This is a genomic window from Geobacillus sp. CX412 (assembly GCF_027942335.1).
Classification (GTDB): Bacteria; Bacillota; Bacilli; order Bacillales; family Anoxybacillaceae; genus Parageobacillus_B; species Parageobacillus_B toebii.
The window spans coordinates 2,290,264-2,307,172 of the sequence record NZ_CP103461.1; the positions used below are offsets into that span (position 1 = coordinate 2,290,264).

At 43.3% G+C, this 16,909-nt stretch carries 14 protein-coding genes and 2 pseudogenes; all 16 read right to left on the minus strand.

The window, feature by feature from the left end; translation table 11 throughout:
- Positions 1 to 86: 86 nt before the first annotated feature.
- The 16 genes and pseudogenes from NXM86_RS11925 to yfmF all read right to left on the minus strand — a co-directional run bounded on the left by NXM86_RS11925 (position 87) and on the right by yfmF (position 16,769).
- The gene (locus NXM86_RS11925; protein WP_089097088.1) at positions 87 to 953 is read right to left on the minus strand and encodes a 2-oxoacid:ferredoxin oxidoreductase subunit beta; all 867 of its coding nucleotides are present in this window, start codon (positions 951 to 953) and stop codon (positions 87 to 89) included.
- 2 nt (positions 954 to 955) lie between these two features.
- Positions 956 to 2,692 (minus strand): 2-oxoacid:acceptor oxidoreductase subunit alpha, encoded by a 1,737-nt coding sequence (locus NXM86_RS11930; protein WP_081189848.1) that lies wholly within the window; start codon positions 2,690 to 2,692, stop codon positions 956 to 958.
- A 202-nt stretch (positions 2,693 to 2,894) separates the two neighbouring features.
- The gene (locus tag NXM86_RS11935) at positions 2,895 to 3,818 is read right to left on the minus strand and encodes a dipeptidase (RefSeq protein ID WP_081189847.1); all 924 of its coding nucleotides are present in this window, start codon (positions 3,816 to 3,818) and stop codon (positions 2,895 to 2,897) included.
- Positions 3,819 to 3,910: 92 nt separating this feature from the next.
- A complete protein-coding gene (gene spoVS, locus NXM86_RS11940; protein WP_015863525.1) occupies positions 3,911 to 4,171 on the minus strand; it encodes a stage V sporulation protein SpoVS in 261 nt (86 codons plus the stop codon).
- 114 nt (positions 4,172 to 4,285) lie between these two features.
- The gene (locus NXM86_RS11945) at positions 4,286 to 5,080 is read right to left on the minus strand and encodes a TIGR00282 family metallophosphoesterase (protein WP_015863524.1); all 795 of its coding nucleotides are present in this window, start codon (positions 5,078 to 5,080) and stop codon (positions 4,286 to 4,288) included.
- An 83-nt stretch (positions 5,081 to 5,163) separates the two neighbouring features.
- Positions 5,164 to 6,720, minus strand: coding sequence for a ribonuclease Y (gene rny, locus NXM86_RS11950; protein WP_015863523.1), 1,557 nt, complete (start codon positions 6,718 to 6,720; stop codon positions 5,164 to 5,166).
- 460 nt (positions 6,721 to 7,180) lie between these two features.
- Positions 7,181 to 7,945: pseudogene (gene recA / locus NXM86_RS11955) on the minus strand (recombinase RecA); the annotation flags it as partial.
- Positions 7,946 to 8,920: 975 nt separating this feature from the next.
- A pseudogene (locus tag NXM86_RS11960) lies at positions 8,921 to 9,208 on the minus strand (recombinase RecA); the annotation flags it as partial.
- 163 nt (positions 9,209 to 9,371) lie between these two features.
- Positions 9,372 to 10,622 carry a competence/damage-inducible protein A gene (locus tag NXM86_RS11965; protein WP_498958084.1) on the minus strand — a complete coding sequence of 417 codons (1,251 nt, stop codon included), beginning with the start codon at positions 10,620 to 10,622 and terminating at the stop codon, positions 9,372 to 9,374.
- 36 nt (positions 10,623 to 10,658) lie between these two features.
- Positions 10,659 to 11,237, minus strand: coding sequence for a CDP-diacylglycerol--glycerol-3-phosphate 3-phosphatidyltransferase (pgsA, locus tag NXM86_RS11970; protein ID WP_015863518.1), 579 nt, complete (start codon positions 11,235 to 11,237; stop codon positions 10,659 to 10,661).
- A gap of 56 nt (positions 11,238 to 11,293) precedes the next feature.
- Entirely contained in the window at positions 11,294 to 12,178 is an 885-nt protein-coding gene (locus NXM86_RS11975) for a helix-turn-helix domain-containing protein (protein ID WP_081188547.1), read from the minus strand.
- A 24-nt stretch (positions 12,179 to 12,202) separates the two neighbouring features.
- Entirely contained in the window at positions 12,203 to 12,994 is a 792-nt protein-coding gene (locus NXM86_RS11980) for a DUF3388 domain-containing protein (protein ID WP_015863516.1), read from the minus strand.
- A 132-nt stretch (positions 12,995 to 13,126) separates the two neighbouring features.
- On the minus strand, positions 13,127 to 13,375 hold the full coding sequence (locus NXM86_RS11985; RefSeq protein WP_062678189.1) for a DUF3243 domain-containing protein: 249 nt from the start codon (positions 13,373 to 13,375) through the stop codon (positions 13,127 to 13,129).
- 61 nt (positions 13,376 to 13,436) lie between these two features.
- Positions 13,437 to 14,153, minus strand: a complete 717-nt coding sequence (gene ymfI / locus NXM86_RS11990) for an elongation factor P 5-aminopentanone reductase (protein ID WP_015863514.1) — start codon at positions 14,151 to 14,153, stop codon at positions 13,437 to 13,439.
- A 40-nt stretch (positions 14,154 to 14,193) separates the two neighbouring features.
- Entirely contained in the window at positions 14,194 to 15,486 is a 1,293-nt protein-coding gene (gene yfmH, locus NXM86_RS11995; RefSeq protein ID WP_015863513.1) for an EF-P 5-aminopentanol modification-associated protein YfmH, read from the minus strand.
- Positions 15,487 to 15,488: 2 nt separating this feature from the next.
- Positions 15,489 to 16,769, minus strand: a complete 1,281-nt coding sequence (gene yfmF / locus NXM86_RS12000; protein WP_171698677.1) for an EF-P 5-aminopentanol modification-associated protein YfmF — start codon at positions 16,767 to 16,769, stop codon at positions 15,489 to 15,491.
- Positions 16,770 to 16,909 lie beyond the last annotated feature (140 nt).

Here is a 16,909-nt window from a genome sequence, read left to right on the forward strand (position 1 = left end):
CTTATTCAGCTTAACACTGAACAAATCATCATAACAAAATCACTCCCAACTAGGCAATACCTAATTGGGAGTGAATCATTTCGAAATTACATAAATTCAGAAATTAATTCATCGAATTTTTCTTTGCTTAGTTGAAGATCTGCCTCCGTAAGCGGTGTTTCGCTATAACCGTGAAGCAGTTCTTGATACGATTTTTGTTCTTTATTTTGATAAATCAGCCCTGTTACTAATCCTTTATATTTCATTACCGTTTGCATTGCCATGATGCGGTCCGATGGATCATACCCCTCAATCTCGCTTACTTTCACAAGGTTTTCTTTAAACCAGTCGTATGTGTTTACCTTATTATATGTAACACATGGACTGAATACGTTAATAAGCGAGAACCCTTTATGTTTAATCCCCTCTTCAATTAAGCTCGTTAATTCTTTTAAATCGCTCGAGAAGCTTTGCGCTACGAACGTTGCGCCAGCGCTTAGCGCGATTTCCATAATCGAAAGAGCCGGTTCGACCGAACCTTGCGGAGTGCTTTTCGTTTTAAAGCCGACATCGCTGCGCGGCGATGTTTGCCCTTTTGTTAAGCCGTAAATTTGGTTGTCCATAACAATATACGTAATATCGATGTTGCGGCGAATCGCATGAATGGTATGACCCATGCCGATCGCAAATCCGTCTCCATCGCCACCTGCGGCAATGACCGTTAAATCACGGTTCGCCATTTTCACTCCTTGGGCGAGCGGCAACGCGCGACCATGGGTGCCGTGAAAGCCGTACGAATGAATATAACCGGAAATACGTCCCGAGCAGCCAATTCCGGAAATAACTGCTAATTGATGAGGTTCAAGCCCGACGTTTGCCGCGGCGCGCTGAATGGCAGCTTGAACGGAGAAATCGCCACACCCTGGACACCAGTTCGGTTTTACATCGTTACGAAAGTCTTTAAACGTCGCCATATTTATAACAACTCCTTGCATTTTGTATAAACTTCGTTCGGCAAAAATGGATTACCGTCATATTTCAATACACTAGAAATTTTTTCAGCATGTCCAACATTCATTTTAAGAATGTTTGCAAGTTGGCCTGTTGCATTTTGCTCAACGACGACGACTTTTTTCGCTGATTCGACAAGCGGCAACACTTCCTCCGTTGGGAACGGATGAAGAAGACGAATGTGCGCGTGATTGACTTTCACGCCGTCTTGCTCAAGACGGTCGATCGCTTCTTCGATCGCACCGCGCGTAGAGATAAAACCAACAATTAACAAATCTGCTTCATCGTGTTTAACGTTTTTATGAACTGGTGTGTTGAATTGAATATGTTTTAATTTGCGCAAACGCTTATCCATCTGTGCATTCCGATTTGCCGCAACTTCAGACGGTCTTCCTGTTTCCGCGTGTTCTACTCCTGTTACATGGTGAATTCCGTTTGGCGTTCCCGGAATTACGCGCGGAGAAATGCCATCTTCGGTAACTTCGTAACGTTTAAAATTATCTTTTTTCTCCAACGGCGGGAGTTCGTCTGTTACCAGTTTGCCACGGCGGATTTCGATTTTATCGTACTCTAACGGTTCAACCGTTTGTTTACCAAGGGAAAGTTGCAAATCAGATAAAACGATCACCGGACATTGATATTCTTCGGCAAGGTTGAACGCTTCCACCATATCGTAAAACGCTTCTTGCACTGTGCTTGGCGCCATAACAATTTTTGGAATTTCACCATGCGTTCCGTAAATCATGGCCATTAAGTCAGATTGTTCTTGTTTTGTCGGCAATCCTGTACTTGGACCGCCACGTTGTGTATCAACGATGACAAGCGGTGTTTCTGTCATTCCAGCAAGCCCGATCGACTCCATCATAAGAGAAAGACCTGGACCTGCTGATGCGGTGAATGCCCGCACGCCAGCATAGTTGGCACCAATCGCCATCGTACATGCGGCGATTTCATCTTCCGTTTGAATGACAGCTCCTCCTAGTTCCGGAAGTTTTTTAATTAAATATTCCATAATTTCTGAAGCCGGAGTAATCGGATATGCCGCCATAAAACGCGCACCGCCAGCTAATGCGCCCAATGCAAGCGCGTCGTTGCCGATCATGAACATCCGCTTTTTCCCATCCGCTTTTTCTAATTTCATTGTTTGAACATGATCACCGAGCTGTTCTTTCATATACTGAGCCCCTGCTCGGATCGCTTCCATGTTCTTTTCGACAACTTGCTGGCCTTTTCTTCCGAAAATTTCTTGTACCACTTCTTGATATACGTTAATATCAAGGCCAAGAACTGCACTTGACGCACCAACAGCGACCATGTTTTTCATAAGCGATGTTCCTAAATTTGTCGCGATATCTGTAAACGGAACTGCATATAACGTTACATTTTGACCTTCCGGAATCGTTGGGTTAAACTTCGCATCAGCGATCACGATGCCGCCATCACGAAGTTCATGAAAATTAAAGTCAATCGATTCTTGGTCAAACGCCACTAATATATCAAGATCATCGGCAATCGAACGAATTGGTGTTGTACTTACACGAATTTTGTTATTCGTATGACCGCCTTTAATCCGCGAAGAAAAATGACGATACCCATATAAATAATAGCCTAGGCGATTTAGCGCAATGGAGAAGATTTCACCGGTACTTTCAATTCCTTCTCCCTGCTGTCCTCCAACTTTCCATGAAAGTTGACTAATCATTTCTTACACCCCTTTAAGTTCGGTCAAAATTACAATTATAAGTGTAGCACTTTTCCAATAAAATCACTAGACTTGCAGGCAATGATTTTCACAAAAATTTAAACATATAAAAATATATCAAACGATTTCATTCTAGACCTATATGAAAAAAAATGCAACCTTACTTATAAAAACTCTTTTCTATTGCCATCAATCTCTTATTTTACTGCGGCAAATGGTCATAAAAATTGCGAAATAAAAACCGTTCTACCTCATCTTCTGAGTAGTGTTTTTGCAGCTCGTTGACTAAATTTGTATAGCACCGCGCATTTTCGAGTCCTTTTGCCGTTTCTTCCATTCCGTCAAAATCAGAGCCAAACCCAACGTGCCTTGCTCCCCCGAGTGAACAAATGTGTTCCAAATGGCGGAGAACGTCAGAAATCGCCGCTTTTTCTTTTTCTTTCGTTAAAAAGTACGGAACGAACGTAATTCCAATCATCCCATTTTTCTCAATCAACGCGCGAATTTGCTCATCTCGCAAATTACGCGGATGTGGACAAAAGCGATATGTATTAGAATGAGAAGCAATCGGAAATTGCGCGATTTCCATCACGTCCCAAAATGCTTTTTCCGATAAGTGGGAAACATCGACCCAACGTTTTGCCTCGTTAAGATGCCGCACCACTTGTTTTCCGAATTCCGTTAATCCGGCACCGCGCACTTCCCAAGAACCATCTGCTACAGCATTGGACCAATTCCATGTCAGTCCAACAGACGAGACACCAAGGCGAAGCAATGTTTTTAATTTTACAAGGCTTGTCCCAATCACATCGCATCCTTCAAGCGTTAACATCGCCCCAATTTCATTTTCTTCCAATGCGTCAATATCGCGTTTCGAACGAACAAATTTCAACATTGGAAATCGCTCAATCATTTGTTCAAAAAAAATGTCTATCATTTCTAGCGCAACCGTAAAACGAGCTTCTTCCGGAACAGTTTCCGGTATGTAAATGGCAAAACATTGAACTTTTATTTTCGCCTCTAGAAGTGATGGAAAGGTGACATGAAGACTTTTGCCATCTTGGAACGATAAAGACCGATCCATCCATAATTTCATCAGTGCGTCACAATGCGCATCGAAAATCATACATATCCCCCTTTATAAAGTAAAATAACCTGCCTGCCTTCCAATAGAAGGCACAAACAGGTTATGTTTCTATCATAAAAGCGTTACTACTATTAACGAGGTTCTACAATTAATTTAATCGCCGTACGTTCTTCCCCATCAATAATAATATCCGTAAATGCAGGAATACAAATAAGGTCCATGCCGCTCGGTGCCACAAATCCTCGTGCAATAGCTACTGCCTTAACGGCTTGGTTTAATGCACCTGCGCCGATTGCTTGAATTTCTGCTGATCCGCGTTCGCGCAATACCCCGGCAAGTGCACCAGCTACAGAGTTAGGATTCGACTTTGCTGAAACTTTTAATATTTCCATTTCTAGCTCCTCCCTCATTTCCTCAAAAATAGTTCTACTGTTACTATATTCACTGTTTTAGCGAGTATTCCTGCTAAGTTTATAAATATTTTTTAAAAATTCCTAAAACAATGACTATTCTAAATAAGGATTGTCATCATTTATCACAATTCTTTCGATCTTATTTGCTCGTCCCGTTTTCTCATCAATATCAATGAGCACAGCGTTTAATTGGCTTCTCCCCTCTTTTACCTCAAAACGAACGGGTAATGAGGTTAAAAATTTCCGCAACACCGCCTCACGATCCACTCCTAAAATTCCATCATACGGACCGGTCATCCCAACATCAGTAATATACGCCGTTCCTTTCGGCAAAATACGAGCGTCGGCAGTTTGAACGTGCGTATGTGTACCAACAACTGCAGAAACACGTCCATCCAAATACCAACCCATCGCTTGCTTTTCACTTGTTGCCTCCGCGTGAAAATCAATCAAAATCATCGGCGTGCGCCTGGTTGCTTCTTCAATTAGCTCATCTGCTTTTTTAAATGGACAATCGATGGCGGGCAAAAACGTTCTCCCTTGCAAGTTAATAACAGCTACTTCCATTTGCTCTACTTGTACATATACAATCCCTTTTCCTGGGACACCTTCCGGAAAATTAGCCGGCCGTATTAATGACTTTGCATCATCGATAAATTCAAATATATCGCGTTGATCCCATGCGTGATTGCCAAGCGTGACGACATGGGCGCCTTGCTCAAGAAACGTACGATAAATTTTTTCCGTAATTCCTTTTCCGCCTGCGGCATTTTCCCCATTAATGACAATGATGTTCGGTTTATGTTTTTCTTTTAACTTTGGCAAATATTGTTCTATCATTTTTCTTCCCGGTGAACCGACAACGTCGCCAATAAACAAAAATTTCATTGTATATCCCTTTCTAAGCTGAAATCTAACTAGTTCAAGTTTGGCACAAAATATAAAAAAAATAAAGTGGCAATATCGCCACTTTATTTTGCATATTCTACCGCTCTTGTTTCACGAATAACGGTAACCTTAATGTGTCCCGGATAATCGAGTTCCTCCTCGATCCGTTTACGAATTTCCCGCGCCAATCGATGCGCTTCTAAATCATCAATCATATCCGGCTTCACCATAATACGCACTTCTCGACCTGCTTGAATCGCATATGATTTCTCCACACCTTCGTACGATTCAGCGATTTCCTCCAATTTTTCGAGGCGGCGAATATAGTTTTCCAATGTTTCACTGCGCGCTCCCGGTCTTGCCGCAGAAAGTGCATCAGCCGCTGCAACGAGCACGGCAATGACGGAAGTTGGCTCCGTATCACCATGATGGGAAGCGATGCTGTTAATGACAACCGGGTGTTCTTTATATTTTGTCGCCAATTCTACACCGATTTCAACATGGCTTCCTTCCACTTCATGGTCAATCGCCTTGCCAATATCGTGCAGGAGGCCAGCACGTCTTGCTAACATTTCATCTTCGCCAAGTTCCGCCGCCATCAACCCGGCTAAAAACGCCACTTCAATTGAATGCTTCAAGACGTTTTGCCCGTAGCTTGTCCGGAATTTGAGGCGTCCTAAAATTTTTATTAAATCCGGATGTAACCCGTGAACGCCAACTTCAAAGGTGGTTTGTTCGCCGACTTCACGAATATGCTCATCCACTTCACGTCTTGCTTTTTCGACCATTTCCTCAATTCTTGCCGGGTGAATGCGTCCATCTTGAACAAGTTTGTCTAAAGCAATTCTAGCCGTTTCACGGCGGATTGGATCAAATCCCGATAAAATAACTGCCTCCGGCGTATCATCGATAATTAAATCAATACCGGTGAGCGTTTCAAGCGTACGAATATTCCGTCCTTCACGACCAATGATCCGGCCTTTCATTTCATCGTTTGGCAAATTAACGACAGATACGGTCGTTTCGGCGACATGGTCAGCCGCACAGCGCTGAATCGCCAGCGATAAAATTGCTTTTGCTCTTTTATCCGCCTCTTCTTTCGCGCGGGTCTCGGCTTCTTTCACCATCATTGCAATTTCATGAGATAGCTCTTTTTCGACACGCTCCAAAATAACTTGGCGTGCTTCTTCGCGTGTTAGACCAGAAATTCGTTCCAATTCCATTTGTTCCTTTTGAACGAGCTCTTCCACTTTGCTTTCCATCTGTTCAATATGTTGTTGTCTTTGATTCAGTGCTTCCTCTTTCGATTCTAAGAGCGCTTCTCGTTTATTCAGCGCCTCATCTTTTCGGTCAAGATTTTCTTCTTTTTGCAGCAATCGGTTTTCTTGTTTTTGCAACTCGCTTCTTCGATCGCGAATTTCACGTTCAACCTCTGTACGAAGTTTATGAATTTCATCCTTTGCTTCAAGAAGCGCTTCCTTTTTCAGCGCATCAGCTTCTCGTTTCGCATCTTCAATGATTTGGTTTGCAGCTGCTTGTGCACCGCCAATTTTCGCTTCTGCAATGGATTTTCGAATAAAAAAGCCGACAACGGCACCGACAACTAAGGCAAGCAAAGCGGAGATGATGATTGACCCCATTTTTTTCACCTCCTCTTGCTATAAAATTATTTCGAAATAACTGTCGGCATGTACGTTGTTACAAACGTTTCAACATACAGTACCATACTTACTGACATCGAAATCAGCAACACATATATCCGCCCATTAGCCGAACGTATGCGCCGCTAAAGCCGATCAAGCGAGAACTTTCTTTCCATTTTTCATGCGGACGCGCTCCAGTTTCTGCTAAATGTTTACAGACAATAAAAAAACATCATTAGTGTTTTTATACAGTTGGCTCAATCCAAAATACATTCATGTTTTGTGCATGAGCCACTTTCATTTAGCCGGAGTCACGGACTTTCGTGGCTGATTCTTTGTATAAAATATACATGTTAATTTTAAAGGTGGCAAAATTTATTGTCAAGATATAGAAGTTTCTCCCTGTCACAAATCAGAAAAAATAAAAAAGAGAGGAAACAGCATTTCCTCCCTAGGTTTAGTCTTCTAAAAATCCAAGCTCCTCTTGTTGCGTCTCGTTTGCGTTGTTCGAAACAGAAGGCGATTCAATTCCGTAATGTCTACGGATTTCTTGTGCAATTTCTTCAGCGATATGCGGATTTTCTTTTAAAAACTGTTTTGCATTTTCACGTCCTTGGCCTAGACGCTCGTCTTTATACGAATACCAAGAACCGCTTTTTTGCACGATATCCAGCTCTGATGCCATATCGATGATTTCGCCTTCTCGGGAAATTCCCTCTCCGTACATAATATCTACATCAGCCGTTTTAAATGGAGGGGCAACTTTATTTTTTACTACTTTAATTTTTGTTTTATTTCCAACCATGTCATTGCCCTGTTTAATTTGTTCGGCACGGCGCACTTCTAAACGGACCGAAGCATAAAATTTTAGAGCTCGGCCGCCTGGTGTCGTCTCCGGATTTCCAAACATCACTCCGACTTTTTCGCGAATTTGGTTGATGAAAATAGCGATTGCCTTTGATTTATTAATCGCTCCGGATAATTTGCGCAATGCTTGTGACATAAGACGCGCTTGCAAACCAACGTGGGCATCGCCCATTTCTCCTTCAATTTCCGCTTTCGGTACAAGCGCCGCAACAGAGTCAATAACGATAATATCAACCGCGCCGCTTCTTACTAATGCCTCGGCAATCTCCAATGCCTGTTCTCCTGTATCCGGCTGGGAAAGCAACAACTCATCGATGTTTACGCCTAGCTTTTGTGCATAAACTGGATCAAGCGATAGCGATAGGTAATAGTCACCCTCGGCATTACCCGGAGGGGCTATTTTCCCCCGCTTCACACCGTGCGTGCGAGTTTCCCCGCACACGGCGTTCCATCGAGTACCCCCGGTTACTAATTACACCCAAGACTTCACCCGTGTATATACTTCCTATACTTTTCTTCCGACCTCGGGCTGATTAGTTCTTGAAACGTGTGTTTGATAGTATCAAATCCTTTCCGTCGGGATTTGTACCATACACGTTGTTAATCAGTTTTGCTCACCGAAATCCTTGCGGATTTCCTCACGGCTTCCTAATCGACGTCTGGGGTTAGTAACCAAAAGGTACTCGACTATGCCCCTTCGCTCCGCAGGCATTACCCTGCTTCATCACTACTACGGGCTGCTGCCCCACCCCTTCAGCAGTCATTTCCTACTGCTTAGTGGCATCGGGGTGCGCACCCCTTAACATCCACTGGGGTGGTTCACCTGTACCGCACCACCTATCCTTACATACTCCCTTAGGCCCCGCCTCTGACCCGTCAGCCACCTTTTCGTCCACGGTTGGAGGACTCAAGGCAAAGATCCTCTGTGGGATCAATCCAGATCGAGCAAACACGAATACTCGATCCGGGGCTGAGCCTCTCTAAGGAGGTGAGCACCTTCTTTATTCGGTGCTCCACGCCTTACGAGCCGTACTTCCGGCGGTTCGTTCCAACGCACTCTGCGTTCTCTGGCCATAGGAGTTTTATGGACCCCCGGCTACTTCGCTAACCACTTCTCAGGTCTGCTTTTCGCCGTCCTCTCCGAGCTTCGCACGGTAATGTTGCGCACCATTACCGCACGTCGGGGTATTAGGGCAGGAATGCCAACCTTCATTCCTGTCTCGGACTTTCACCGAGCTCTCGGTGGTGCAGTTAGGACCTACTGTAATTCGGTCCCGCTAACTTTTCGTATGGTGTTTCCACCATACTTGGGTTAGCAACAGGTCGCACCGTGCTCCGCATCAATAAACGCAGCTTGTCCCCCCTGTTTTTGCACTTCGGCAATCGCATGAAGCGCAACTGTTGTCTTCCCGGAAGATTCAGGCCCATATATTTCAACAATGCGTCCACGCGGATATCCGCCGACTCCTAAAGCGATATCCAGTGCAAGCGATCCACTTGATACAGTGGAAATTTTCCGGTCTGTTTGTTCTCCAAGTCTCATGATCGAGCCTTTTCCAAATTGCTTTTCGATCTGTTTTAACGCCTGTTCTAAGGCGGCTTGACGGTCTTGATTCACTAACAAACTCCTCCTTTTTCTCAACTACTTATACTATACCGTTTTTTAGGGCTGTTGCCAAGAAAAAAATCGAACGTTCATTCGTTTTTCTTGTGGAGAAAATAGAAACATTCTCCATTTGTGATGAAATAAAAAGCGGGGGAACATCAAAGAGGAAAGGCAGCTACCCTTCATATGCAGCCGCCAATTTTTTTAATATAATGGAGCAACCATATTTCGCGGTACGAATTCGAATCGCATCACGCTGACCGGGTAATGCAAGGGCATAGACTTCTGTCTCGTTTTCAGGGGTGGAAATGCCAATATATACAGTGCCGACTGGCTTTCCTTCAAGCGGGTCTGGTCCTGCTACGCCTGTAAAACTGATGCCAATATCAGCATGACAAAGTGCGCGGACATTTTCCGCTAATAGCTGCGCACAACGTTCGCTTACTGCTCCATCCGTTGTCAAAACAGAAGCAGGAACGTGAAGAACTTTCTCTTTTACTTCATTGGCATAGCAGACAACTCCGCCGCGGACAACTTGAGAAGCGCCGGGAATGGCCGTTAATTCGGTTAAGAAAAGTCCGCCTGTGAGGCTTTCTGCCGCCGCGATCGTTTTCTTTTTTTCCTTCAACATCTTCACGGTCTTTTTAAACAACGTTTCGTCATTATAGCCATAAAAATAGCGGCCGACGCGCTCTAAAATCGCTTGTTCCGTTTTATCTAAAAGTTTTTTTGCTTCGATTTCGGAATGGTGTTTCGCGGTCAAGCGCAACGCTACTTCTCCGTCACCAGCAAGCGGGGCAATCGTCGGGTTTGATTGTTGATCAATAAGATCTTCAATGTCTGTTTCCAGCTGCGACTCACCGATTCCGAAAAAGCGTAATACACGCGATTCAATGCGCTCATGACGGCCAAGCTGTTCCATTAAAAACGGTCGGCCATATTTGAGAAACATCGGCTGCATTTCTTTTGGAGGGCCGGGAAGAAGCATATACGTAATTGAATTCAGCGTAATTGCCATTCCAGGTGCCATTCCGTGTTCGTTTTTCAATATAGTAGATCCTTGTAATACAAGCGCCTGTTTTTTATTATTTTCTGTCATGGTCCGGTTTGTGCGGGCAAAATATGCTTCAATGGAACGAAGCGCTTCCTCATCGATCACAAGCTCGCGCCCTAACAGGCGGGCGATCGTTTCTTTCGTTAAATCATCTTTCGTCGGCCCAAGCCCGCCAGTAAAAATAATGAGTTCGGCACGCGCCTGCGCCACTCTTACCGCCTGTTCGAGCCGGCCGGCATTGTCGCCTACAACGGTATGAAAATAGACATTGATTCCAAGTTCAGCGAGCTTTTCAGATAAAAACTGTGCATTCGTGTTGGCAATCTGCCCAAGCAATAACTCAGAGCCGACAGCAATAATCTCCGCATTCAATGAAAATGCCCCCTTTGTTTGACTGCGTACATCTTTCTACTTTGAATGCAAAAAAGCATGTTTATTTTTCGCAAAGTAATCCCATCCGGACCAAATCGTAAAAATGACTGCAACCCAAAGCGCTAAATCGGCAAACGGAAATGAAATAAGAGAAAAAGGGAAATTATGTAAAAGAAGGGCGGAAATGGCGACAATCTGCGTCCATGTTTTAATTTTACCAAGCATGTTGGCAGCCATTACTTCCCCTTCTCCTGCAAGCACAAGCCGAAGCCCCGTAACCGCAAATTCACGGCTAATGATGATGATCACCATCCATGAAGGAGCGGCCTTTAGCTCAACAAGTACAATGAGCGCTGCCGATACAAGCAGTTTATCCGCAAGCGGATCTAAAAACTTTCCTAAATTAGTTACTAGCTGATATTTACGGGCATAATATCCGTCAATCCAGTCAGTTGTCGAGGCAATAATGAAAATAAGCGCACCAATCAGATGGGCAATTGGCAGCGTGTCTGTTCCTATTTTCACGCTGCCCCATCCAAACGGAACTAACATGACAATCAAAAATAACGGTATTAGCATAATTCTTGCGACTGTTATTTTATTAGGTAAATTCACTCTGAATACCTCCGCTAGCAAACATGTGAAAAGAGCCATCTACAGGAAAGATGACTTTATGATTTTTTAAAGATAAATTTCATTTTTTGATATACTTCGTCTTTTGGGTCCATTGGATAGGTGAAAGGTTGTCCATTTACTTTTATGTCGACATCGAGCGTTCTCCCGATTTTTACAAACACTTCCGCCTCTGCTGATAAGTCAAACGTTTGCGTTTGCCCGTTCGTTAAATTTCCTTTGAAAAAGGAGTGGCCTTTTGTATTATATACCTCTACCCAAGAGTTTCCTTTTGACGTCAATTCAATAACAAATTCGTTTGTATTTGTTAATTCGATTGTCGATAAATTACCGCGTGTTTCGACAACAGTAAGCGTCGCAGCTGAAGAAGGTGATTTTTCCGTTTCTTTTTCCGCTTTTGGTTGTTTGTCCTCAGCTTCTTGTTTTTTCTCTTTTTCTTCTTTTTTCGCTTTTTCAAGCGGTGAATTTTTCGAGCGTTCTACCTCCGTCGTCTCCCCGGCAATTTGATTTTGCGGTTTGTCCTCTGCGTTATTTTGTTGCAAAAACAGCCAAATCACAACAGCAATGCCGACAATCCCTGCAGCAATAAGCAATTTTGGAAGCAAATCTAACCATTTCGTGCTGTTCGGTGAAATTTGTTGCCGCGTTTTTACTCGCGATAATTGCTGAGGGATTTCTTCATCATATGATTGTGGAATATCTTGTTTGTACTGTTCAAATATTTCGTCCGGGTCAAGCCCAACTGCTTCGGCGTATTGCCTAATGAACGCCCGAACATAAAAATTCCCCGGCATAATCGCATAATTTCCTTCTTCAATACCGATTAAATAGCGCTTTTGAATTTTCGTCATCTCTTGCAACTCGTCCAAACTAATGTTTTTCGCTTCTCTTGCTTCCTTCAAACGTTTACCTAGTTCCGTCAACGACAAACACCTTCCATTTTTTGATTAAAAATCAAATTCTGAAAAAACATCGTTTCCAAACAGTGACGGCTGATCAATGACATCGTACGTAATCTCTTCATTTGGATCATGGCGCAACTCAATAATATAGTCAAAATCATCAAGAGTGTATTCGGTATGGCGGACAAAAATATCTGGGTGTTCCACCACTTTTGTCGCCTCAAGGCGCATCAGTTCGCGAATCAGTTGCCAATGTCTCTCATTTGCCCGCCGAGTAGACACGATGGCGTCAATAATAAAAATATTATCTTCGCTATATTCGCCTTCGATCAGCTGGCTGCGCACCGTCTGCTTAATCAGCGTTGAGGATACAAAAAGCCATCGTTTATTCGCACAAACACTTGCCGCAACGATCGACTCGGTTTTGCCGACGCGCGGCATTCCGCGGATGCCAATAAGTTTATGGCCTTTCTCTTTAAAAATTTCCGCCATAAAATCAACAAGCAGCCCAAGCTCGTCACGGACAAAGCGGAACGTTTTTTTGTCATCGGCATCCCGCTGAATGTAGCGGCCGTGGCGGACGGCAAGGCGATCAAGCAGTTTTGGCTGGCGCAGCTTCGTCACTGTAATATTATCCATCGTTTGCAAAATGGTAGACAATCGTTCGATTTGTTCGTTATTATCACAAAGTAGAAGCATGCCGCGCCGCGAATCGCGGACACCGTTAATCGTAACGATATTAATAGACAGCATTCCTAATAATGAAGCAACATCGCCTAACAAACCCGGGCGATTAATATGTATCTCATATTCCAAATACCACTCTTGCTTCCCCATCCCATCTTTCCTCCCTCATCCTTAATGCCCGCACAAACTCCCTATGATAAATTCATACTACTATAATATCGAATGGAAAAGCAACAGAAAAGGGACTGGAATGAAAAAAGAGAGGGAACCCCTCTCTACACGTTATTGTTGTTGCACTAATTTTACCATCATGTTGGCGATAGCGTGCTGCTCTTGTTCGTCTGCAACCTTCCAAAGGTCCGCAAGCAACCGTTCTTCCGGGTTTTTTGGATCTACTTGTTTTGCTAGGTAATCACCGATTTGATAAGCGATGTCTGAAATCACTTGTTGGCTTAATCCTTGTTGTTGCGCTTGTTCAAGACGATTTGCCAGGAAGTCTTTCCATTGTTCAAAGTTATCTAATACAGACATATGTTTAACCTCCTTCATTTTCGTTTCAAGGATAGTTTGCCTGCTTTTTGATAAAATATACTTAACAGTACCAACCGCCATTGACGGAAATAATTTGTCCCGTTATGTATGAAGCAGCATCGGAAAGCAAAAATGACACTGTTTTCGCAACCTCATCGGGTGTGCCGATACGCCCGATCGGAATATCGTCCGCAATGGATTGCAATTCCTCATCACTGAACCGGCGCAACATATCTGTATCAATGGCCCCTGGAGCGACGGCATTCACACGAATTCCGCTGGGCGCCACTTCTTTTGCGAGCGCTTTTACAAACGCATTTTGTCCGCCTTTGACCATGGAATAGACGACTTCGCAAGAAGCACCTGTAAGTCCCCAAATCGAAGAAATAACAACGATGTTTCCCCGCTTGTTCGCAATCATCCGCGGCAGTAGTTTTTTCGTCAATAAAATCGGACTTGTCACATGAAGCTGAACCATTTTCCTAACAAGCTCATCGCTCATATCCGTAATGAGACCGTAATAGCTGTTTCCGCTATTATGAATAATGACATCGATGGGACGATTGATTTGAGAAAGAAGCATGCTTGCTCCATTTTCATCCGAAAGATCCGCTTGGACAGGAATGACATGGACATTTGCTAACTCGTTTTTCAGTTTTTCTACTCGTTCATACCGGCGATGATAATGCAAAAAAAGCCCGTAACCATCAGAAGCAAGTTGGCGGGCGATGCTTGTCCCAATTCCTCCGCTTGCTCCAGTAATAAGCGCATATTTCATGATAATCCCCCTAAAAAAGCACCCTCCATAATGAAGGATGCTACTTTCTTTCTTTTGGAACAACTTGGCATACCGCAATTTGGGATTCGCGGAAACATTGTTTTGCAATTTGATCCATCTGTTCGATCGTTAATGATTGTAATACTGGAATAACATCAAACAAGCTTACTTCGTTAAATGCGTATCGCGTAAACTGGTTGGCGATATATTCTGGAGAGTTAAGCGAGCGTAAAAACGCACCGATTTTTTTCTTTTTCACTCTCTCTAATTCTGATTCTGTCATGGAATCACCGGAAAACGACAACAATATTTGTTTCACTTCTTCGCTAAGCCGATCTGGATCGCTCGTATCCCCGCCGACCATGGCAAAGCCAAATTCCCGCTCTTCTGTATAATCGTACATAAATGTTTCATCAATAAGCCCAAGCTGATACAACCGTTCATAATGCGGCGAACTTTTTCCGAATAAATAATCTAACAAAACATTGAACGCTAACTCATGAATTAATTTTTCTTTACCGGCTGGGTGAACAGTTGGCGCCTTGATTCCGACAAGACATTTACTCGTTTGCACGTGCATCGGAATGACTTTCTTTTCTTCCGCTCTCTCTTTCGGTTCATCGTACACAAAGCGCTGAATCTCACTAGCTTGCGGAAACGATTTTTTTGCTTGGTTATCGCGAATTTGCTGCATTATTTTTTGTTCATCGACCGGCCCGACGATAAAAAGCAGCATATTGCTCGGATGGTAAAACGTTTCGTAACATTCATATAACAATTCTTTCGTAATATGAGAAATGGATTCAACCGTACCGGCAATATCAATTTTCACCGGATGGTTTTGATACAAGCTTTCAATGACGCCGAAATAAACGCGCCAGTCCGGATTGTCATCATACATGCGAATTTCTTGGCCGATAATTCCTTTTTCTTTTTCTACCGTTTGATCGGAAAAATATGGGCTTTGCACAAAATCGATGAGCGTTTCTAAATTTTTTTCCACATTTGCTGTACTCGAAAACAAGTAGGCCGTACGCGTAAACGTGGTGAAGGCGTTTGCGGATGCTCCTTGTTTACTGAACTGCTGGAACACATCGCCATCTTCTTTTTCAAACAGTTTATGCTCTAAAAAGTGAGCGATTCCATCCGGCACCTGCTTCATCTCGGTCTTTCCGAGCGGAACGAATTGATTGTCGACCGATCCATATTTGGTCGTAAACGTTGCGTACGTTTTATGAAACCCTTTTTTTGGCAAAATGTACACATCTAAACCATTTTCCATTTTTTCATAAAACAGTTGTTCTTGCAGCTGTTCGTATACAATTTTCTCCATAATTATTCCGCTCCCTCCATTCCGGTCAGGAAGTAAATCGTGTCGAGCTCGACCTTGCCTGCAACGCGCACGATTTCCTCCCGCGATACGCGATCTGCACCTGATAGCCATTCTTCAATTGGCCGTTTCCGCTTTGAGACAACGTTATGGTAAAGCACTTCCACCAATCCGCGCGGCGTATCGATCGTTTCTAACAATTGATTGCGAATAACCGCTTTTGTTTGCGTGATTTCTTCATCGGTAAAATCACCGTTTTTCATCGCTTCCATTTGTTTTTCAATAATTTGCAACGCTTTTTGATAATTGGACGGTTCGATGCCGGACATCACCATTAATAACCCTTTATGGCTTTCTAAACGCGAAGCGGCGTAATACGCTAAACTTGCTTTTTCACGAACATTGATAAACAATTTCGAATGAGAAAAACCGCCAAAAATGCCATTAAACATTTGGAGCGCGTAATAGTCATCGTCTTCATACGTGACGTTCGTCCGATAACCGATGTTCAATTTTCCTTGTTTGACATCTTGTTTTTCGATCACTTCATTTACTTTATCGCGCGTTTTAGTTGAAACTGTTTCTCTCACAGATGCGCGAACCGTGCGGTTTGGCAGTGAAAAATGCGATGCAACTGCTTCCAATACGGTCTCTTCTTGTACATCACCAATGACGTATAAATCGATTTCGTCTTCTTCCAGCGTTTTTTTATAATATTGAAACAGCTGCTCTGCAGTAATGCGATCCACATCGTCTAGCTCGCCATTCGCGTGCAGGGCATACGGTTCTCCTTTGCACATTTCCTGAATAAGCCGCAAGTTGGCATACCGCATTTTATCGTCGTACACGGCTTGAATACGCTGCTTAAGCGCTCGCTTTTCTTGTGCGACAATGTGATCGACAAACCGGCCGTCTTGCAAAGCGGGACGAAGAACAACATCGCTTAACAGCTTGAGCGCTTTGCGAAGAAGCGGAATTTTCTCTTGTAAAAACACTTCGTTTGCCACATCGATTCGAATCGTAATAATATGGCTTTCGCCTTTTTTCGATAAATCCACATTTAATGTTGCGCCATACAGTTCATCTAAATATGTGCGCAATTGTTTTACACTTGGGTACTCCGCCGTGCCGCTTTGAAGCACATACGGCAAAAGCGCGCGTAACGTAACCGTTTCTTTTGTAAGCGGTGCTTTCATTTTCCATACAAGTGTATTTGTTTTATATTTATCGGTCGGAATCGTATGGACGTTCATGTTTTGGATTGTCGTTATTTTTTCATTGATCAATCGAACTCCTCCTTTGTAAACTTATCGATATTTTATTGTTGTGTTCATCATATCAACAATATACCTTTCACAAAACATAAAATGCAAATAAAAGCAAAAAAGAACTCGAACTTTACGATCGAGTTCTTTTTTCACGATTT